The following is an 18,253-nucleotide window of genomic DNA, read 5'->3' on the forward strand; positions in this document are numbered from 1 at the left end:
TTCGTACCGGTTCTCGTTCGCACCGATCCTCGTTCGCACCGATCCTCGTTCGCACCGATCCTCGTTCGCACCGATCCTCGTTCCCGTCAGTACACGTTCGCGCCGGTCGCTACCGTGACGTCCCGTCTACGACGGCGCCGTCTCCCGGAACTCGAACCGTGCGCCGCCCTCCGCGCTCTCCGCGACGGTGGCGTCGAACCCGTGTGCGTTCGCGATCCGGTCGACGATCGTGAGCCCGATCCCGCTCCCGCCGTACCCCGTGGTGTAGCCGTGCTCGAACACGTGATCCTGGTGGTCGGACGGGATCCCGTCCCCGGTGTCTTCCACGTAAAACCCGTCCGGAAGCGGGCCGACGCGGACCGTCACGTCCGGGCCGCCGTGGCCGACCGCGTTCCGGAACAGGTTCTCGAAGAGCCCTTGCAGCTGGCTCTCGTCGCCGATGAGCGTCACCGGCTCCGTCTCCAGCGTCGCCGACCGTGTATCGATCATCGCCCATGCGGCCCGGGCGGCGTCGGGCAGGGAGACCGGCCCGTGCTCGTCACCCGTGGAGCCGTATCGGGCCAGCGCCGCGAGGTCGGTGACGATCTCCTCGATCCGGCGTAACGACGTCTCGACGGGCGCTAAGTTCGACTCGTCCCCGGTTTCGTAGTAGCGTTCCAGCCGCCCCAACGCGACCGAAAGCGGGTTCCTGACGTCGTGTGACACCATACTGGAGAACTGGTCTAAGCGCTCGTTAACGCGTTTCAGCTCCTCCCGGGAGTTCCGCTCGTCGGTGACGTCCTCGACGGTGCCGACCGCGCGCGTCGGCGTCCCCTCGGCGTCGAAGTGGAACTCCCCTTGGGCCTCGATCCACCGCCGTTCGCCGTCCGCCCGGTGGATGCGACAGTCGAACTCCCAGCGTCCGGTCTCGAAGGCGGCGTCGAACCGTCGACGGACGTCCTCGCGGTCGTCCGGATGGACGTGTTCGAGGAACGTCTCGACGCTCCAGTCGTCGATCGGGTCCTCGTAGCCGAAGATCCAGTCGTGACGCGGCGAGCGGACCGGGGAATCGTTCGAACCGAGATCGAGCTCCCAGATCCCGAGCTGGCCGGCCGACAGCGCGAGGCTCAGCCGCTCCTCGCTCTCCGCGAGCTCGCGCACCGTCCGCCGGGTCGCGGAGACGTCACGGAACAGCCACAGGTTCCCGCTCCCACCAGGGAGGTCGACCGGCCGATAGCTTCGTTCGACGGTTCGCCCGTCCCGGAGGTCCCACTCGTCGCCCTCGACGGGCTCCCGAGCCGCCACCAGTTCGGCGGCCCGGTCGGTGAATCCCTCCGGATCCACGCATCGCTCTGCGATCCGTCCGATCAGCTCCGCGGCATCGACGCCGACGAGGTCCGTCGCGGCGGTCGAGAGGCCGAACAGTTCGATCAGTCGCGGGTTGACCGCGAGCACGCCGCGGTCGGGGCCTTCGGCGAGCGCGCCGACGGGTAGCGCCCCGAACAACGCCGAAAAGGTGTCGTCCGGGCGTTCGATCTCGTCGTTACGCATCGCGTCTCACGGTTGTGTTCCGAGGAACGGACGTAAATACTGTTCCCTCCGATCCGTGTCCGCCGCTGCCGATGGGTCGAGCGCTTCGGGGGTCGGTTGTCGCTTCAGGGGTTGGTTGTCGCTTCGGGGGTTGGTTGTCGCTTCAGGGATCGGTTGTCGCTTCAGGGATCGGTTGTCGCCTCAGGGATCGGTCACCGATCCGGATGGCCGATCGTCGCTTCGGGCCGCGGGCCCGATCGGTCCGATCAGCTCTCGCGGCGCGCGAACGCGAGGTTACCGGAGACGTTCTTGATGTACGCACGGACGGTGTCGCCCTCCTGGGCGCCGGGGACGAAGATCGTGTACTCGCCGCGCTCGGCGACCCCGTCGCCCTTGCGGCCCGTGCCCACGATGCGTAGCTCGTACGTGTTACCCGACTCGATCGCTTCCTCCTGTCGCTGGGTGTTCGCCGTCGACTGCTTGGCGACCGGACGGAATGCCCCACACGCCTCACAGCGAAGCATGGGCGTCCGGTTCTCGGTCTCCAGCCGCGTGTCGGGGAGGCCACACTCCGAGCAGGTGACGAACGACTCGATGTACGAGTCGACGGCCGCCTGGAAGTCGCTCTCGCGGAAGTTCCCGTTGTAACGCGCCCGGCCGTTGTCGTACTGGCCGGCGGTGCCGAGCTCCTGTTGGATCTTCGAGTGGACGTGCTCGGGGTCCCGTCCCAGCGCGTCGGCGATGGCCGAGAGGTTCGTCAGGCGGGTGAACGCCCCGTCCTTCTGGGTCTGCGGGGACGGCACGGACAGTCGCTCGTCGGAGCCACCGAAGTCGGGGACCGCCTCCATGGCGCGATCGAGGCTCGATTCGTATTCCATACGGAACGGCAAGAGGGGGCGACGGAAATCGCTTCCGGGTCCGTTCCGCCCCGGCCGTTCGATCGATACGAGCGCCCCCGTCTCCTCGGTTTGGACCTGCTCGGCGCGTCCATGGTCGACGTTCGTGGCTGATGCGTACGCGTCGCACAGCCGGCTCGCGCTTGATACGTTCGGGCGCGTCGGTAGTGTATGAACCACAGCCGCAGACGCCTCCTCGCCGTCGCCCTCGCTGGGGGCGTCACCGCCTTGTCCGGGTGTACCGATGGAGACGTCGTCGGTGGGATCCGCGGCGGGTCGGGATCGGACTCGTCCTCCGAGGCGGAACACGGGGACGGCGACGACGAGGCGCTCGGTGACCCGCCCGCCCCCGATCCACCGACTACGGCCGATCCGTTGTTCCTCGAGTACGACCACGACCGGCTGCTCGAGGCGTCGATAAGCGGGGGTGTCGGACAGGACGGCATCCCCTCGATCGACCGTCCGCGGTTCCGTCCGGTCGCCGACGACCCGCTCGGCGACGGCGCGCCCGTGTTCGGCGTCGTGCGTGACGGCGTGGCCAGGGCGTATCCCCAGTACGTGCTCGTCTGGCACGAGATCGTCAACGACGTGATCGCCGGCGAGCAGGTCGCGGTCACGTACTGTCCGCTCACCGGTACCGCACAGGGGTTCGAGCGCGGCGCCGCGGAGTTCGGCGTCTCCGGCCACCTCGTCAACTCGAACCTGATCATGTACGACCGGGAGACGGAGAGCTGGTGGCCCCAGCTGCTCGCCACCGCCATCGACGGCCCGATGCGGGGTCGATCGCTTCGGGAGTTCCGCGTCGTGTGGACGACGCTCGGCGAGTGGCGCGCCGCGTATCCGGACTCGGAGGTCCTGACCGACGACACCGGCTTCGCGCGTCGGTACGGAAGCGACCCGTACGGCGCCTACGATCCGCTACAGGGCTACTACGCGGGGGATTCGACCATGTTCTCCCCGCTCTCCCGGCCGGACGACGGCCACGCGAAGTCCGTCGTCATCGGCGCGCGGACGGCGACCGGTGCGATCGCCTTCGACAAGGAGACGCTACTCGAGAACCGGACGCTCTCGGGAACGATACCGGCGAGCGGAGCCGGCGCGAACGGTGGGGGCGGGAGCAACGGTGCGGACCGGCTCGTCGCCGTCACGGACCCCGTGCTCTCGACCGGCTACGTCTACCGCGACCCCGACGGCCTGTCGATCGAGGCGGACGGCGACGCCTACCGGGTCGAGGGCGAAGGCGGGGGCGTTCCCGCCGCCGAACTGCCGCTCGAGTCGGTTCTGGCGTTCGACGCGATGTGGTTCGCCTGGGCCGGGTTTTACCCCACCACCGCGTTCGTCGGCCGACACACGGGACCCGGCGATGGGCGCTGAGACGTCCACCCCGACCGGTGCGCCGGTCGCGTGGTCCGTGGGGCTCGTCCGTCGAGCGGCGTTCGCCGTTCGCGCATCGCTCGCGCGTCGCGACGGCCGCGTGACGTTCGGGGCTGTCGTGGTCGGATACGTTCTCCTCTACAGCGCCGGGCTCGGGCACCTCGGACGACGGACCGTCGTGGGCGGCGGCATCGCCGGGACGGAGCCGCTGATCGACGTGTTCGTCGTGAGCGATCCGCTGTCGACCGCGGCGCGTCGGGTCGCGCCGTTCCAGTACGAGACGGTCGCGCTCGTCGGCGTCGGTCCGGTCGAGTACCTCTTTGCGCCCGTCAACGCCGTGATCGGGGTCGCGCTCGCGACGCTCGTCGGCGTCACTCTGGCGGTCTCCGTCGTCGCCTGGCGCGGCCCGTCCGCGTGTCGGATCGGTCCCGGTGCCGGGGCGGCCGCCGGGCTGCCGGGGATCCTCTCCGGGTTCGTTTGTTGTGGCCCGACGCTGCTCCTGATCATCGGTGTGCAGGCCTCTACTGGGATCCTCGCCGCCATGCGGTGGTTCCTCCCGCTCGCCGTCGTCGCCCTGGTCGGAACGCTGTTGTGGGTCGGGAGCCGGGTCGATCCCGAAGCCAGCGGGTGACAGGACCGATCCCGAAGTCGGCGGGTGGCAGGACCGATCCCGAAGCCGGCGTGTCCGGGACGACCCTCGTCCAGCGGTCGCCGATCCCTCCGGTCACCGCTTTCCGCGGGTATCGCTTCCCGCGCTTCGCCACTCCGAGAGCGTCTCGCGGTAGCTCTCGGCGAGCTCGCGGACGACGAGCCGGTCCCGGGGGTCGACGACGAGGGCGTGCAGCGTGAGCAGATACGCCGCGACCCCAGCGAGGGAGCCGAGGACGACCGCCGCGATCCCGGGGACCACGGCTCGAACCGCGAGCATACCGCCGATCATCACGGCTCCGGCAGCGAGCGGCTTTCCGAAGGTACGGTCGTACGGCCACAACCCCTCGAACCGGCGAAGCAACAGCAACTGGAGCCCGTTCTGGACGACGATGGCGAGGGAGGTGCCGAGCGCCGCGCCGACGAGCCCGAACCGAAGGACGAAGACGTACGTCAGCCCGACGTTGAGGGCGGCGAGCAGCCAGTCGAGCGCCATCCGCGCGTACTGGTGGTCGGTCATCATGAGGAGCCAGCCGGTCGCGCCCACGGCGCTCCCGACGAACACGCCGCCGAGATAGACGACGAGGGGAACGTAGCCGCGGACGTACGTCTCGCCGAACACCGCGAGCAGCTCCCCGCCGTACACGCCCAGCACCGCGAGCAGCGGCAGGACCGTCGTGACGATGAGCCGAGTCACCGACGAGTACACCGCGTTGAGCGTGTCCGTTCGGTCGTCCGCGTACAGGTCGGACGCCACCGGGGGGAGGAGCTGGTTGAACGACAACAGCGGGATCCACGCGATGGCGATCAGTACGAGGACGACGTTGTACACGCCGGCCGCGACCGCCGAGAGGAGCGCGCCGACCAGGAGGACGTCGACGCGGTTCTGGAACACCTTCCCGAGGCTGCTCATCGCGACCGGCGCGGCGTGGTTATAGAAGCGCCACGCCTCGGAGCGCGCGCCGCGGAGCGTCGGGGTGATCCGCGTCACGCGGACCGACAGCGGGACCCCGACGACGACGAGCAGGAACAGACAGGCGACCATCGCACCGGCGACGCCGACGACGGAGTACCCGAGCGCCAGGGCCACGAGCGCGCCGACGAGCCGGGCCGCCGGGCGCAACAGCTTGTTGAATAGGACCTCGCCGCGGGCCGACCCGATGGCGCGGAAGACGCCGGCGGCGATCATCGCCAGCCCGGCGAGCCCCACCAGGACGCCGAACAGCCGAAGCGTCGGGATGAACGCCGGCTCGGTCACGGTGAGGTCGTTGATCCGCGGGGCCGACACCCAGACGCCGACCGCCATGAGGACGCCGACCCAGACCGTCGTCGCGTACGCCAGTCCCGTGACTCGCGAGCGGCGGGCCGGGTCGTCGCTCGCGGCCGGGAGAAAGCGCTGAAGCGCCGGCACGCTCCCGAACGTGACGAGCCGGACGAGCACCTGGGCGATACGCCACGCGAGCGCGTACACGCCGTACGTCGTCGGCCCGAGCCCCCTGGCGAGGACGAACTCGGTCGCGGTCGTCAACCCGCGCTGGGCGGAGAACGCCCCCGACGTGACGACCGCGCCGTGCGCGATTTCGACCAGCGCGTCGTGCTCGTCCTCAGCGACGTCCGCGACGGAACCGTCGTCGGTATCGCCGGTACCCGCACCGGAACCGTCAGTGGCGTCGTCGGGCCGCTCCCTCGGATCGTCTCCCACGATACGTTCGTCCGACGGCACGACCGCGGATTAAACGGATCGAAACCCTCGCGTGAGACGTCGACGGGTCGAAACCCTCGCGTGAGACGTCGACGAGTCGAAACCCTCGCGTGGACCATCGACCGGGAGCCGCCCGCCGCTCGGCGCCGCTCACGCGGCCAATGGCTCACCCGTCCGGGAAGACGCTCTCCGGCATGTACGCCGAGACGGTCCAGTTGGGTGCGTCGACGACTTCGCTGACCTTCAGGTCCATCGCCGCCGAACAGAGGATGTACGCCTCCCCCCGCGTGAGGTCACGCTCCTCGTGGAGGTGGTCGATCATGTGTCGCGTCGCCAGCTTCGTCGCCTCCATCAGGTCGTCGGCGATCCCGGTCGTCCCGTACATCCGCTCGTCGCGGCCGGTCGGCGTGAACGGTCCGTTCGTCTCGAACTGCGGCTGATCGATCGCCATGTCCGTCCGTACGGAGAGGCGCGCGGTGACGAACATCGGCGCTTCGATCCCGGTCACGCAGACCTCGCCGTCGCCCTGTGCGGCGTGACAGTCGGCCGTCGAGAACAGCGCGCCCGCGACCTCGACGGGGAGATACACCGTCGACCCCGCGGTCATGTGCTTGACGTCCATGTTTCCGCCGACGCGCCGCGGCGGGAGCGTGTCGTGTTCCCCGGCGGCGGCGGGCGCGACGCCGATGACGCCCGGGAAGGGGTCCAGCGGAACCTCGATTCCGTTCACGAACCGCCCCACGTCGCCCTCGAGGTCCCAGATGTGGACGCCGGCCTCGGGGAACTCCTCGGGGAGCAGCCCGAGCCCCATCTCGCCGGGCAGGTAGCCCGTGTACCCCCAGCCCTTGTGTTGGAGGTCGAGGAGGTCGACCTGCAGGACGTCGCCGGGCTCCGCGCCCGCGACGGCGACGGGGCCCGTCAGCGGGTGGACGGGGTCGAAGCTCACGTTCGCGAAGTCGTCGGCGGTCGATTCGACGTCGAGCTGGCGGTCGACGGCGTCGCGGCACTCGAACCGGACGACGTCGCCGGAGTCCACCGTGAGGACCGGATCGGTCGCGTTGTCCCAGCTGCGGTGGACGTTGTCCTCGGCGTCCGACAGCCGATGATCGACCGTGTACTCCCGCTCCGCCGAGGTCGCGTCCGACTCCGTCGCTCCCGGTCCCGTCCCCCCCGATCCCGTCGTCCCTGATCCCGCCCCCTGTTCGTGGTGTGTCATACGTAATCACGGGTCGATCGCCGGTCACTTAAAAACGTTCGTCGCGGTCGGCGAGGGGGATCCGTCGTGTCACCGGTACCGTTATGACCGTGGTATGGAATATCGTGTCATGTCATCGGATCCTGCCAGCCCGATCCACTTCGTCGTCGAGTGGGGCGGCACCCGGGTCGGCTGCACGAGGGTCTCCGGGCTCGAGATCGCTCACGACGTCGTCGCCTACCGCGAGGGCTCCTCGCCGGAGTACGGCGACCGAACGATGCCCGGACGCCCACGGTACGCGAACCTCGTCCTCGAGCGCGGGGTGTCCCCCGGCGACAACGAGTTCTACGAGTGGGTGAACACGGTCCGGCTCGGAACGGTCGAACGACGGAACGTCACCGTCTCGCTGCTCGACGCCGAGCACGATCCCACGGTGGTGTGGAAGGTGAAGAACGCGTGGCCGGTCCGGCTCGCCGGACCGACGCTCGATTCGCGGGAGAACGGCGTCGCGACCGAGACCCTCGAGCTCGCACACGAGGGGTACGCGGTCGAATCGGTCGGCGGCGACCGGAAGTGACCGACGGTGGCGTTCGACGCCCTCCGACGCCGGCTGTTCGGCGCGCCCGACGTGGTCGTCTCGCTCGACGCCGAGCGCGGGGTGCTGTTGCTCGTCGTCGAGAACGTCGGCCCCCGTGCCGCCCACGACGTCGCCGTCTCGCTCGATCCCGGGTGGGCCGCCGTGGCGTTCGACGCCGAGCCCGGGGCGTCGAACCCGTTCGAGACGGTCGGCGTCGTCCCGCCGGGGAGCCGGTTCCGGACCGTGCTCGCGCCCCGTGACGGGTACGACGGCCCGCGAACCTTCGAGTCACACGTCAGGTACCGCGACGACCGCGGCCACGTCCGTGAGACGCGGGCGACGCAAACGCCGACGGCGTTCGGTCGGCTCCGCGATCCGGGCTCGCCGAGGAGTGAACCCGACCGTCGACCGTATGGCTGACCGTCGACCGTATGGCTGACCGTCGGCGACCTCTCTCCGACCCCCAGAACGGTCCCGCTCCGCCTACGCGGGGTCGAACAGCTCCTCGCCCTCCACCATGTGCGCCTCGACGGCGTCCATGTCGAGGGTGACGCCGAGGCCGGGCCGCTCGGGGATCTCGATGTAGCCGTCCTCGATGACGTCCTCCTCGACGAGATCGCCCCACCAGCCGAGCTCGTAGGAGTGGTACTCGACGGCCAGCGAGTTCGGGACGGCCGCGCCGACGTGTGCGGCGGCCATCGTCGCGACCGGCGAGGAGACGTTGTGCATCGCGACCGGGACGTAGTACTGGTTGGCGACGTCCGCGATCTTGCGGGTCTCGCGCATGCCGCCGACCTTCGGCAGGTCCGGTGCGATGATGTCGACCGCCTGGTTCTCGATGAGGCGGCGCTCCTCGGTGACGCGGTACCGGTTCTCGCCGACGGCGATGGGCGTGACCGTGGACTTCGTGACCTCCTCCTGGACCTCGAGGTTCTCCGGCGGTACGGGGTCCTCGAGCCACCACACGTCGTACTCCTCGAGGGCGGCGGCGAGCCGCTTTGCCGAGCCGCCCGAGAACGTCCAGTGACAGTCGAACGCGACGTCCGCCTTGTCCTTCACCCGTTCGGTCACCGTCTCGACGATCTCGGCCTTGTGACGGATCTCGCCGGGGCGGAGGTGGCGGTTCGCGCGGTCCTTCTCCAGGCCGCTCGGCACGTCGAGGTCGAACTTCAGGGCGTCGTAGCCGAGCTCGTCGACGACGCGTTCGGCCTCGTCGGCACACGCCTCGGGGTCGGCCTCCTCCTCGGTGTGGCAGTCACAGTAGACGCGCATCTCGTCGCGGTACTTCCCGCCGAGCAGCTGGTAGGCGGGAACGTCGAGGATCTTCCCCGCGAGGTCGTGTAACGCCACCTCGATGCCGGAGATCGCGGTGACGGTGACGCCCTCGACGGAGCCCTCGCCGGACATCTTCTGGATCAGGTGTTCGTATAGCCGGTCGATGTCGAGGGGGTTCTCGCCGACGACGAACGGCTTCATCCGCTCGATGAGCTCCGGAACGCCCGCGCCCCAGTACGCCTCGCCGGTCCCGACGACGCCGGCGTCAGTGTAGACGCGGACGAGCGTCCACGGGAAGTTGCCGTCGACCATCGTCGTCTGTACGTCCGTGATCTCCACGTCGCGCCCGCCGCCCCGCGAGCCCGTCACGCCCATCGTCTCCCCGGAGAGCTCCCGCATCGTGTACTCCGCGTTCGGGTCGTGTAGCGACTCGTAGTTCCGGCTCATGCGTGACGATTCATTCGCACCGAAGTAAACGTTTATGCTCAGCCCCCCGAGTCGGTCGGAATCGCTCGCAGGACGACGACGCGGTGTTTTTCATCCCGGCACCGCGAACGGAACGCATGGTCGAGATCACCGAATCGCTGTCGTGTCTCTATACGGGATCGATCGAGCGGAACGCGGACGGGGAGTACGTCGTCCGGGTCCCGTCGCGGGAGGTCGAACACGGGACCGTCGACCTCGGCGGGACGTATCGGGTCGCGCTGATCGCTCGCGACGACGCCGGGTCGACGTCGGAGGGATCGCCGCTGAAAGGGTCAACGTCGGGGGGGTCGACGTCGGGAGGCTCGAGGGCTACGGGACGGACCACCGCAGCGGGAGCGGACGGGAACGACGCGGCGACGAACGGGAACCGTGGGTCCGGTGGAGCGCGGTCCCGGACCGCGTCGTCCGGGCCGCCGGTGTCCGAGGGTGACGTCCGGGACGTCACCATCGAAACCCTGGGCGACAAGGGCGACGGGATCGCGAAGATCGAGCGCGGGTACGTCGTCATCGTTCCGGACTCGGAGCTCGGCGACGAGGTCACGGTGGAGATCACGAGCGTTCGCGACAACGTCTCGTTCGCGACCGTGCTCGACGAGTAGCCCCGCTCGCGACCCTGCGATCGACCCGTGTCGACCGCCGTCGCTACCGACTACGAGAACAGCCGTCGGAGGTGTTCGCGGGAGAAGAACGAGGTCGGCTCGTCCATGTGGACGCCGATCTCGCCGGAGAGCGCCCACAGCCCGACGTGTTGAACGGGCTCCGGGAGCGAGTAGCACGCACGTATCGCCTTCCCGAGACGGATCTCCGTCGCGAGCGCGTCGCGCCACCCGGCCTCGTAGTCGGCGAGCGTCGACGGGTCGGTCGGATCGATCGTCCGCGCGGCGACGTCCGCGGCGGTCATCCCGTAGCGGATCCCGCCGCCCGTGAACGGCTTCGTCTGCGCGGCGGCGTCGCCGATCAGGAAGACGCGGTCGGTCGTCACGCGGTCGGGCGGCCCGATCGGGATCGCGCCCGAGCAGAACCGGTCGGTCGTCACGTCGTAGGCGTCGGTGAGCCGGTCGAACAGCGCTGAGACGTCGTCCCCGGGCGGGGCCGCCAGCCCGTACTCGACGCCGGCGTCGCCGCGCGGGATCCGCCAGGCGAAGAAGCCGGGCGCGGTGAGGTGGACGTCGACGAAATCGCCGTCGTCCGGATCCTCGTCGAACGCCAACACGCCGTGGAGCAGCTCGTCCGGCTCGTCGAGGCCGACCGCGCGCCGGACGCGGGAGGTCGGGCCGTCACAGCCCGCGACCATCCGCGCCTCGACCCGCTCGGTGTCGCCGTCGGCGACGCTGACCTCGAGGACGACCCGATCGGCCCGTTCGTCGACCCCGACGACGGTGTGGCCCTCGCGGAGGTCCGCGCCCGCGTCGCGCGCGCAGTCCGCGAGGGTCAGGTCGAGTCCGACGCGGTCGATGACGTTCGACACTTCCTCCTCTTTATAAAAGGGGTACGAGCGGGAGTCCGGCCCGCCGACGTGAAACCGCGCCCCGTACACGCGGTTCTGGAACAGCTCGTCGCGCGCCTCCTCGGGGACGAACTCCCAGACGTCCGTGGAAACGTGACCCGAGCAGGCCAGCGGGGTCCCGACGGAGCCCTTCTCGAGGACGACGACGTCGTGTCCGGACTCGGCGGCCCGGCGCGCGAACCGCGACCCGGCCGGTCCCGCACCGACGACGGCGAGATCGTACATGTCGGTTCCAAACGCGGTCGAGCGTTATAAACGGCCGCCGTCAGCGTCGATCGGCCGACCGTTCTCAGCGTCGACCAGGAAAACCGTCCTCAGCGTCGACCAGCAAACCGTCCTCAGCGCTGATCGGCCAGCCACGCGAGCGCGGCGTCGAGGTCGGTCTCCGGCGACGAGCAGGTGGCCCCCGTGCAGGCGTACACCGTCGCCTCGCCGTCGGTCGCGTCCCGCCCCGCCCATATCGGCGGGGCCTCCGCGAGCCCGAGCCGGTCGAGCCAGTCGTCGAGACCGGCCTCGCTCGGCGGCCGGCGCGCCACGACCACGTCCGGCAGGAACCGCTCACCGATCGTCTGCCGCCACGCGTCCGGGACCCGTTCGGCGGCGATCGTCAGCTCCGTCCCGCCGTCGGCGACGCGGTCGGCCGCCCTGACGAGCGAGACGTGTTCGAGAGGGTTCGCACGGATCCGGTCCGCGTGGGTCGCGAGCACCGACTCCGCGATCCCCCGGAACCGCCGATCGGTTCGGAACCCGTCGAGCGCCGCGAGCGTGTCCACGGCGACGCCGAGGCTCGACGGCGTCGACCGATCGGCGAACTCCTGCGGCCGCGCGAAGAGGTGGTCATCGGGGGCGGCCCCGGCTCCGGTCCCGGTCCCGGCCCCATCACCCGGCTCGCGAGTGAAGTAGAGCGTGCCGTCGTCGGCGTCGTGAAAGGCGTCGACCAGCCCGTCGGCGAGGTCGAGCGCGAACCCGAGGTGGTCTACGTCGCCGGTCACGCCGTACGCGTCCAGCGCGCCGCGCGCGAGGAAGGCGTAGTCGTCGAGGTACCCCGGCGCGCTCACGTCGCCGTCGAGCCAGCGCCGCGCGAGCTCGCCGGTTCCCTCGTCGTACAGCCGATCGCGGCAGCACCCGAGTGCCTCGGCGGCGATGTCGCCGTACCGCTCGCCGAGCGTCCACCCGGCGGCGGCGAACGCGGAGATCGCCCGCCCGTTCCACGCCGCGATCACCTTCTCGTCGCGGGCGGGCCGCGGGCGGGTCTCGCGGGCCTCGAAGAGCTCGCGACGCGCACCCATCAGGATCTCCCGGAGCTCGTCCCTCGATCGCCCGTGCTCGGACTCGAGCGACGCCATCGAGGTCGCGATGGTGGGGACGGTCGTGCCGCGCTCGAAGTTCCCGCCCGGGCGGATCCCGTACCGGTCCTTCGCCACGGACGCCGCCGTCGAGTCGAGGACGTCGTCGACCTCCGCGGGCGTCCAGACGTAGAACGCGCCCTCGGTCGGCTCGTCCCCGCCGCCGCGGCCCGCCGGCGGTCGGCTCCGCGCGTCGAGGGTCGCGAAGAACCCGCCGTCCTCGTGGCGGAGCTCGCGGTCGAGGAAGGCGAGCGACTCGGCGGCCACCCGCGCGTACGAGGGGTCGCCGGTGAGGCGGTAGCCGTCGAGATAGGTCGCGGGCAGCTCCGCGTTGTCGTACAGCATCTTCTCGAAGTGGGGGATCGTCCAGTCGCGATCGACCGCGTACCGGTGGAAGCCGCCCCCGATCTGGTCGTACATCCCGCCGGAGGCCATCGCGTCGAGGGTCCCCGTCGCGGCCGTCGCCAGCGCGTCCTGACCGGTCCGCCCGTACGCGCGCAACAGCAGACCGATCCGTCCCGGCATCGGGAACTTCGGCCCGTTCGTGCCGAACCCGCCGTGGCCGTCGTCGTACCCGCGGACGGCCGCGGCGGCGGCGTCGTCGAGGAGGCCGGGCTCCGGGGGATCGCCCGGCGCGTCGGGGAGGGACTCCAGCTCGTCGCGCGCGCTCGCGCTCCATTGGTCGGCGCGCCGTTCCATCTCGGCGCGCTGTTCGGGGTCCGCCCACGAGTCGGCGATCCGTCGGCAGAGGTCGGTGAAGCCGGGGCGGTTCCCGCGGGACGCCGGCGGGAAGTATGTGCCCACGTAGAACGGCTTCCCGTCCGGCGTACACCACGCGGAGAGGGGCCAGCCGCCGCCGCCGGTAACGAGCTGACAGACCGTCATGAACGTGCTGTCGACGTCGGGCCGCTCCTCGCGGTCGACCTTGACGGGGACGAACGACTCGTTGAGGACCGCCGCGACCGACTCGTCGGCGAAGCTCTCCTCCGCCATGACGTGACACCAGTGACAGGCGGCGTAGCCGATGGAGACGAACAGCGGGGCGTCGTGTTCGCGGGCGCGCTCGAACGCGTCGTCGCCCCACGGCTGCCAGTTGACGGGGTTGTCGGCGTGCTGCCGAAGGTAGGGGCTGGCCTCCTCGTCCAACCGGTTTCGGTCGGTCGGCTGTGACATACCCGTAATTGGCCCGCCCCGGTCAAAAACCCGTCACACCGCGTCGCGGCCGCGATCGCCTGACTCTCAAGAATGCACATAACCGTGCCCAAACACCCGGATCGAGACGGGAAGGTTTACACTACCGTGCGCATATCCGTCGGGTATGACGGAGACCGTGCTCCTGGTCGGCGGCGGGGGGAGAGAACACGCGATCGCCCGGGCGCTGGCGGACGACTGCGCGCTGTACGCCTGCGCGAGCAACCGGAACCCCGGGATCCGTACCCTCGCGGACGGGTTCGAGGACGTCGCGGAGACCGACGCCGACGCCGTCGTGGCGTACGCGACGTCGGTCGGCGCGGACCTCGCGGTGATCGGGCCGGAGTCGGCGCTCGACGCGGGGGTCGCCGACGCGCTCGACGACGCCGGTGTGTACACGTTCGGCCCGCGGGCGGCGGAGGCACGGCTGGAGACGGACAAGGCGTACCAGCGTCGGTTCATGCGCGAGTCGGGGATCCCGGGGTGTCCCGACTTCGAGGTGTTCGACGATATGGACGCCGCCTGCGAGTACATCGACGCGTCCGACGGCGACCTCGCCGTGAAGCCGGCCGGCCTGACGGGCGGCAAGGGCGTGAAGGTGATCGGCGACCAGGTCACGCCCGAGGAGGCGAAGACGTACCTGCGCGACGCCGCGTACGACCGCGTCGTGTTGGAGGAGCGGCTGGTCGGCGAGGAGTTCACGATCCAGGCGTTCGTCGCGAACGGCGAGTTCCGCCCGACGCCGGCGGTACAGGACCACAAGCGCGCCTACGAGGGCGACGAGGGGCCCAACACCGGCGGGATGGGGTCGTACACGGACACCGGGCCCGCGCTTCCGTTCATGGACGAGGGCGACTACGAGGCGGCCGTCGAGGTCCTCGCGGCGGTCGTCGACGCGCTGCCGGCGTACAAGGGCGTCCTCTACGGCCAGTTCATGCTGACCGCCGACGGGCCGAAGGTGGTCGAGTTCAACGCCCGCTTCGGCGACCCGGAGGCGATGAACACGCTGCCCGCGCTGGAGACGCCGTTCCTCGACGTGTTGACCGCCGCCCGCGACGCCGACCCGCTTCCCGAGCTCGCGTTCTCCGGGCAGGCGACGGTGTGCAAGTACGCGGTCCCCGAGGGGTACCCGACGGACCCCGACGCGGGCGCGCGGATCGAGGTCGACGAGGGGAGCGTCGGCGACGCCCTCCTCTTTTACGCGAGCGTGGACGAGCGCGAGGACGGGCTGTACACGACGACGTCGCGGGCGTTCGCGGTCGTCGGGCTCGGCGACTCCATCGCGGCGGCGGAGGCGACCGCCGAGGAGGCGCTCGCGGCCGCCGGCGACCGCGTTCGGGTCCGCCACGACATCGGCACGGCCGACCTCGTCGAGCGCCGGATCGACCACATGAACGCGCTCCGCGAGTAGCCGCCGACCGCGACGACCGCGACGACTGCGACGGCGACACTCCAACACCCGGCGCCCCCACGATCCGCTACCCCGGCACGGACCCTTTTAAGCACGCCCGGCGAACCCCCACCCGTGAGCGACGAGCGCGACGACGACCGGGGAACCGCTGGGGCGGACGGATCGACGGCGAGCGACGGGGAGGCGAATAGCGCGGGGGCGGGCGGCGAGGACGCAGCGACCGCGGACACCGCGGGAGCCGCGGGTACCGCGCCCGAATCGACCGGTCGGCGCGACCGACTGGAGCGGCACCCGACGCCGGGGACGCGGAACTCGCTGTGGTCGTGGCCGGCCGCGAAGTCGCCGCTGGCGGTGATGCGTAACTACCTCGTCATCGTGCTCGCGCGCGTCTCGCCGAGCCTCCGGCTGAAGAACTGGCTCCTGTCCCGGATCGGCGTCACGGTCGGGACCGGGGTCGCGTGGGGGTTGGAGTCGACGCCCGACGTGTTCTGGCCCGAGCGCGTCACGGTCGGCGACGACGCCATCGTCGGCTACGACGCGACGCTGCTGTGTCACGAGTTCCTCCAGGCGGAGTACCGCCTCGGCGACGTCGTCGTCGAGGACCGCGCGATGATCGGCGCGGGGGCGGTCGTGCTACCGGGGGTGACGATCGGCGAGGGCGCACGGGTCGCCGCCAACTCGCTGGTCGCCGACGACGTCCCGCCGCACACGACGGTCGCGGGGGTCCCGGCGACGGTCGTTTCGGCGAAATCGGGCGTGGACGACGATTGAGGGCGAGACAGGCGATCGAGGCCACCGGACGTGCTCGAATAAACGGGGAGACGGACGTTTTCGGGACGCGAGATCGTTACGGTACTCGTCAACGCCGATGGTCTCGAATGGCGGCGAACGACCGGGAGCCACGCTTGACTGTATTACGAGCATCCGACGAACGAGGACGACCGTCGTCGAGTGACCGTCCCGTTGCACGACGAGCACGCCTCACGGCCCTATCGCTCAAAGTATAAGAAAAATTATGTGATGGACTCGCCGGGATTTGAACCCGGGGCCTCTCCCATGCCAAGGGAGTGATCTACCACTGATCTACGAGCCCTCGTACGCAGCCGATCCTTTCGCGGTATTGCTCTTAAGGGCTTCGACTCGGGGGCCGTACGCGGGTTCGCCACACGCCATCGGTCGCCCGACACTCGTCGACGGCGGTGGCACGGAGGGGCGTCGGAGCGGCGCGAGAGGCCGGGATCGGGCGGGCACTCAGATCCGGTCGGAGTCGACGTACACGTCGAGGTCGATCCGGCGGGTGCGACCCTCGAGGTCGGCGACGGCGCGCTCGACGACGCGCTCGGCCTCCGTCCTGATGAGCGGGATCGCCTTCTTCAGCACCCAGTCGAACGAGACGAGCCGCGGGAGGTCCAGCGCGTCCGAGCTGGCCGAACTCGGGTCGAACCGTACCTCGAGGGCGACCTCACAGGTCGGCTCCGCGGCGGTGTCGTCACTCCCGGCATCGTTCGTTCCACCACCGTCCGCGTTACCGCCCTCCGCCTCGTCGTCTCCGACCGGCGTCACACGCCAGCACCCGTCGGCGTCGATGTCCTTCGTGATCGCCCAGTCGATCCGCTCGGGCGGGTCGACGCCGGTGACCGCCGAGTGGGCGGTGTAGGTGAGCTTCCACCACGCGAACGTGAGCGCGTAGCGGGTGCCCGGGCCGCCCGATCCCTCCATCGTCTCCACAGACCGGAGGTACTCCGAGTAGCGGCCGTACCGCGGGAAATCGAGCAGGAACTCGTACACCTCCTCGGGGTCGGCGTACACCTCCGTCCGCACGACGAGTTCGTCCACGGCGGCACGTTCGCCCGCGACGGGATAAATGGTCCGCCCGGTTTCGGGACTGAGAGGGGCGGCGGCCATCGTTCGCGCTCGCGCGCCACCGGCCGCTTATATACGCCGGCCGCCGAAACGATCGGCCGTGCGCGTCCTGAACTACCTCGAACTCGCCGACCCGCTGCAGCGCAGCGGGATCGGGACGGCGGCCCGCCAGCAGCGCCGGGCCCTGCGCGGGGCGGCCGCCGATCTCGACGTGATCGAGTCGCCGTGGCGTGGCGGGGACCCCCGTGTCGCAGCCGCCGGCCTCCTCCGCGGTCGTCCGCCGATCCGCGAGTTCGACCTGGCCCACTGTAACCTGTTCGGGCCGGGCAGCGTCGCGGTCGCCCGGACCGCCCGCCGCCGGGACGTCCCGCTGATCTGTCACGCCCACTCGACCGGCGAGGACTTCGCGGGGAGCTTTCGGGGTTCGACGGCGGTCGCGCCGGCGCTACGCCGGTACCTCCGCTGGTTCTACTCGCTGGCCGATCTCGTGTTGGCTCCGAGCGAGTACGCGGCGGAGTTGCTGGCGGCGAACGGCGTCGACGTGCCGGTCCGGGCGATCAGCAACGGCGTTGACCTCGCGTCGCTTTCGGGCCACGAACGCCTGCGCACGGCCTATCGGGACCGGTTCGGGTTCACCGGAACCGTGGTGTTCACGGTCGGCAACGTGTTCGAGCGGAAGGGGCTGACGGACTTCTGTCTGCTCGCCGAGGAGCTCGCGAACGCGGAGTCCGACCGCGAGTTCCGGTTCGCGTGGTTCGGCCCGTACGACGACGGCCCACGGGCGTCGTCGACGGTTCGACGGTGGACGACCGACCCGCCGGCGAACGTGACGTTCACGGGGTGGGTCGAGGACAAACGGGGCGCGTTCGCCGCGGGCGACGTCTACCTGTTCGCGACGAAAGAGGAGACGCAGGGGATCGCCGCGCTGGAGGCGATGGCGTGCGGGAAGCCCTGCGTCCTCCGGGACCTCCCCGTCTTCCGCGAGTACTACACCGACGGGGAGGACTGCCTCCTCGCGGAGTCGCGCGCGGAGATGCGCGAGGCGGTCACGCGGATCGCCGCGGACCCGGACCTCGCGCGACGGCTCGGGCGGAACGCGCGGGAGACCGCGGAGCGACACGGGCTCGACGTCGTCGGCGCGGAGCTGTCGGGGATCTACGCCGACCTCCTGGAGGGTCGGATGCGGACGCGCGAGGCGATGGGTCGGTGGTGAGTCGGTGACGGGTCGATGCTGTTCCCGGACCGTTCATAAGCGCGGTCGCCGAAGTCGGCC

16 protein-coding genes, 1 tRNA gene and 1 pseudogene are annotated in these 18,253 nt (G+C 70.4%); 9 read left to right on the forward strand and 9 right to left on the reverse strand.

Annotated features, from left to right (window positions below; all coding sequences use genetic code 11):
• Nucleotides 1–126: 126 nt before the first annotated feature.
• Together GRS48_RS05855 and GRS48_RS05860 are read right to left on the reverse strand one after the other, a co-directional pair.
• Nucleotides 127–1,530 (reverse strand): PAS domain-containing sensor histidine kinase, encoded by a 1,404-nt coding sequence (locus GRS48_RS05855; protein ID WP_159484498.1) that lies wholly within the window; start codon nt 1,528–1,530, stop codon nt 127–129.
• Nucleotides 1,531–1,775: 245 nt separating this feature from the next.
• Nucleotides 1,776–2,387, reverse strand: coding sequence for a translation initiation factor IF-2 subunit beta (locus tag GRS48_RS05860; RefSeq protein ID WP_159484500.1), 612 nt, complete (start codon nt 2,385–2,387; stop codon nt 1,776–1,778).
• Between the two features lie 189 nt (nt 2,388–2,576).
• On the opposite strand from GRS48_RS05860, the gene GRS48_RS05865 reads away from it, so the two are divergent.
• The gene (locus GRS48_RS05865) at nt 2,577–3,779 is read left to right on the forward strand and encodes a DUF3179 domain-containing protein (protein ID WP_159484502.1); all 1,203 of its coding nucleotides are present in this window, start codon (nt 2,577–2,579) and stop codon (nt 3,777–3,779) included.
• A complete protein-coding gene (locus GRS48_RS05870) occupies nt 3,769–4,410 on the forward strand; it encodes a hypothetical protein (RefSeq protein WP_159484504.1) in 642 nt (213 codons plus the stop codon). Before GRS48_RS05865 ends, GRS48_RS05870 begins: the two co-directional genes overlap by 11 nt.
• Nucleotides 4,411–4,503: 93 nt before the next feature.
• Here the strand turns inward: GRS48_RS05870 and GRS48_RS05875 are convergent, their stop codons facing one another.
• Nucleotides 4,504–6,129 carry a lipopolysaccharide biosynthesis protein gene (locus GRS48_RS05875; RefSeq protein ID WP_321168312.1) on the reverse strand — a complete coding sequence of 542 codons (1,626 nt, stop codon included), beginning with the start codon at nt 6,127–6,129 and terminating at the stop codon, nt 4,504–4,506.
• A 166-nt stretch (nt 6,130–6,295) separates the two neighbouring features.
• The gene (locus tag GRS48_RS05880) at nt 6,296–7,345 is read right to left on the reverse strand and encodes an acetamidase/formamidase family protein (protein WP_159484506.1); all 1,050 of its coding nucleotides are present in this window, start codon (nt 7,343–7,345) and stop codon (nt 6,296–6,298) included.
• A 109-nt stretch (nt 7,346–7,454) separates the two neighbouring features.
• On the opposite strand from GRS48_RS05880, the gene GRS48_RS05885 reads away from it, so the two are divergent.
• A complete protein-coding gene (locus GRS48_RS05885) occupies nt 7,455–7,901 on the forward strand; it encodes a phage tail protein (protein ID WP_159484508.1) in 447 nt (148 codons plus the stop codon).
• A gap of 6 nt (nt 7,902–7,907) precedes the next feature.
• Complete coding sequence (locus GRS48_RS05890) at nt 7,908–8,321, forward strand: hypothetical protein (RefSeq protein WP_159484510.1); 414 nt, start codon at nt 7,908–7,910, stop codon at nt 8,319–8,321.
• A gap of 63 nt (nt 8,322–8,384) precedes the next feature.
• Here GRS48_RS05890 and GRS48_RS05895 read toward each other — a convergent pair whose 3' ends face one another.
• Nucleotides 8,385–9,623 carry a mandelate racemase/muconate lactonizing enzyme family protein gene (locus tag GRS48_RS05895; RefSeq protein WP_159484512.1) on the reverse strand — a complete coding sequence of 413 codons (1,239 nt, stop codon included), beginning with the start codon at nt 9,621–9,623 and terminating at the stop codon, nt 8,385–8,387.
• 116 nt (nt 9,624–9,739) lie between these two features.
• On the opposite strand from GRS48_RS05895, the gene GRS48_RS05900 reads away from it, so the two are divergent.
• Nucleotides 9,740–10,261 (forward strand): TRAM domain-containing protein, encoded by a 522-nt coding sequence (locus GRS48_RS05900; RefSeq protein ID WP_159484514.1) that lies wholly within the window; start codon nt 9,740–9,742, stop codon nt 10,259–10,261.
• A 50-nt stretch (nt 10,262–10,311) separates the two neighbouring features.
• Here the strand turns inward: GRS48_RS05900 and GRS48_RS05905 are convergent, their stop codons facing one another.
• Together GRS48_RS05905 and GRS48_RS05910 are read right to left on the reverse strand one after the other, a co-directional pair.
• Nucleotides 10,312–11,394 (reverse strand): geranylgeranyl reductase family protein, encoded by a 1,083-nt coding sequence (locus GRS48_RS05905; RefSeq protein ID WP_159484516.1) that lies wholly within the window; start codon nt 11,392–11,394, stop codon nt 10,312–10,314.
• Between the two features lie 113 nt (nt 11,395–11,507).
• A complete protein-coding gene (locus tag GRS48_RS05910) occupies nt 11,508–13,688 on the reverse strand; it encodes a thioredoxin domain-containing protein (RefSeq protein WP_159484518.1) in 2,181 nt (726 codons plus the stop codon).
• 145 nt (nt 13,689–13,833) lie between these two features.
• On the opposite strand from GRS48_RS05910, the gene purD reads away from it, so the two are divergent.
• From purD to GRS48_RS15375, 3 genes and pseudogenes are all read left to right on the forward strand, one after another.
• Nucleotides 13,834–15,117 carry a phosphoribosylamine--glycine ligase gene (gene purD, locus GRS48_RS05915; protein WP_159484520.1) on the forward strand — a complete coding sequence of 428 codons (1,284 nt, stop codon included), beginning with the start codon at nt 13,834–13,836 and terminating at the stop codon, nt 15,115–15,117.
• 279 nt (nt 15,118–15,396) lie between these two features.
• Nucleotides 15,397–15,888 carry a DapH/DapD/GlmU-related protein gene (locus GRS48_RS05920; protein ID WP_159484972.1) on the forward strand — a complete coding sequence of 164 codons (492 nt, stop codon included), beginning with the start codon at nt 15,397–15,399 and terminating at the stop codon, nt 15,886–15,888.
• A 72-nt stretch (nt 15,889–15,960) separates the two neighbouring features.
• Nucleotides 15,961–16,092 (forward strand): annotated as a pseudogene (locus tag GRS48_RS15375) (type II toxin-antitoxin system HicA family toxin); the annotation flags it as partial.
• 46 nt (nt 16,093–16,138) lie between these two features.
• On the opposite strand, the gene GRS48_RS05930 reads toward GRS48_RS15375, so the two are convergent.
• Together GRS48_RS05930 and GRS48_RS05935 are read right to left on the reverse strand one after the other, a co-directional pair.
• A tRNA-Ala gene (locus tag GRS48_RS05930) sits at nt 16,139–16,210 on the reverse strand.
• Nucleotides 16,211–16,368: 158 nt separating this feature from the next.
• Nucleotides 16,369–16,953: an SRPBCC family protein gene (locus GRS48_RS05935; RefSeq protein ID WP_321168313.1), complete on the reverse strand. Its 585-nt coding sequence runs from the start codon at nt 16,951–16,953 to the stop codon at nt 16,369–16,371.
• Between the two features lie 127 nt (nt 16,954–17,080).
• On the opposite strand from GRS48_RS05935, the gene GRS48_RS05940 reads away from it, so the two are divergent.
• Nucleotides 17,081–18,193 (forward strand): glycosyltransferase family 4 protein, encoded by a 1,113-nt coding sequence (locus GRS48_RS05940; RefSeq protein WP_343160878.1) that lies wholly within the window; start codon nt 17,081–17,083, stop codon nt 18,191–18,193.
• The last annotated feature ends 60 nt before the right edge of the window (nt 18,194–18,253 follow it).

This window comes from Halorubrum sp. JWXQ-INN 858, assembly GCF_009806985.1.
Taxonomy (GTDB): domain Archaea; phylum Halobacteriota; class Halobacteria; order Halobacteriales; family Haloferacaceae; genus Halorubrum.

What these genes read in the sequence shown, in the direction of transcription:
- GRS48_RS05855 (WP_159484498.1), bottom strand. Translation starts at nt 1,530, where the DNA reads ATGCGTAACGACGAGATCGAACGCCCGGACGACACCTTTTCGGCGTTG.
- GRS48_RS05860 (WP_159484500.1), bottom strand. Translation starts at nt 2,387, where the DNA reads ATGGAATACGAATCGAGCCTCGATCGCGCCATGGAGGCGGTCCCCGAC.
- GRS48_RS05865 (WP_159484502.1), top strand. Translation starts at nt 2,577, where the DNA reads ATGAACCACAGCCGCAGACGCCTCCTCGCCGTCGCCCTCGCTGGGGGC.
- GRS48_RS05870 (WP_159484504.1), top strand. Translation starts at nt 3,769, where the DNA reads ATGGGCGCTGAGACGTCCACCCCGACCGGTGCGCCGGTCGCGTGGTCC.
- GRS48_RS05880 (WP_159484506.1), bottom strand. Translation starts at nt 7,345, where the DNA reads ATGACACACCACGAACAGGGGGCGGGATCAGGGACGACGGGATCGGGG.
- GRS48_RS05885 (WP_159484508.1), top strand. Translation starts at nt 7,455, where the DNA reads ATGTCATCGGATCCTGCCAGCCCGATCCACTTCGTCGTCGAGTGGGGC.
- GRS48_RS05895 (WP_159484512.1), bottom strand. Translation starts at nt 9,623, where the DNA reads ATGAGCCGGAACTACGAGTCGCTACACGACCCGAACGCGGAGTACACG.
- GRS48_RS05900 (WP_159484514.1), top strand. Translation starts at nt 9,740, where the DNA reads ATGGTCGAGATCACCGAATCGCTGTCGTGTCTCTATACGGGATCGATC.
- GRS48_RS05905 (WP_159484516.1), bottom strand. Translation starts at nt 11,394, where the DNA reads ATGTACGATCTCGCCGTCGTCGGTGCGGGACCGGCCGGGTCGCGGTTC.
- GRS48_RS05910 (WP_159484518.1), bottom strand. Translation starts at nt 13,688, where the DNA reads ATGTCACAGCCGACCGACCGAAACCGGTTGGACGAGGAGGCCAGCCCC.
- purD (WP_159484520.1), top strand. Translation starts at nt 13,834, where the DNA reads ATGACGGAGACCGTGCTCCTGGTCGGCGGCGGGGGGAGAGAACACGCG.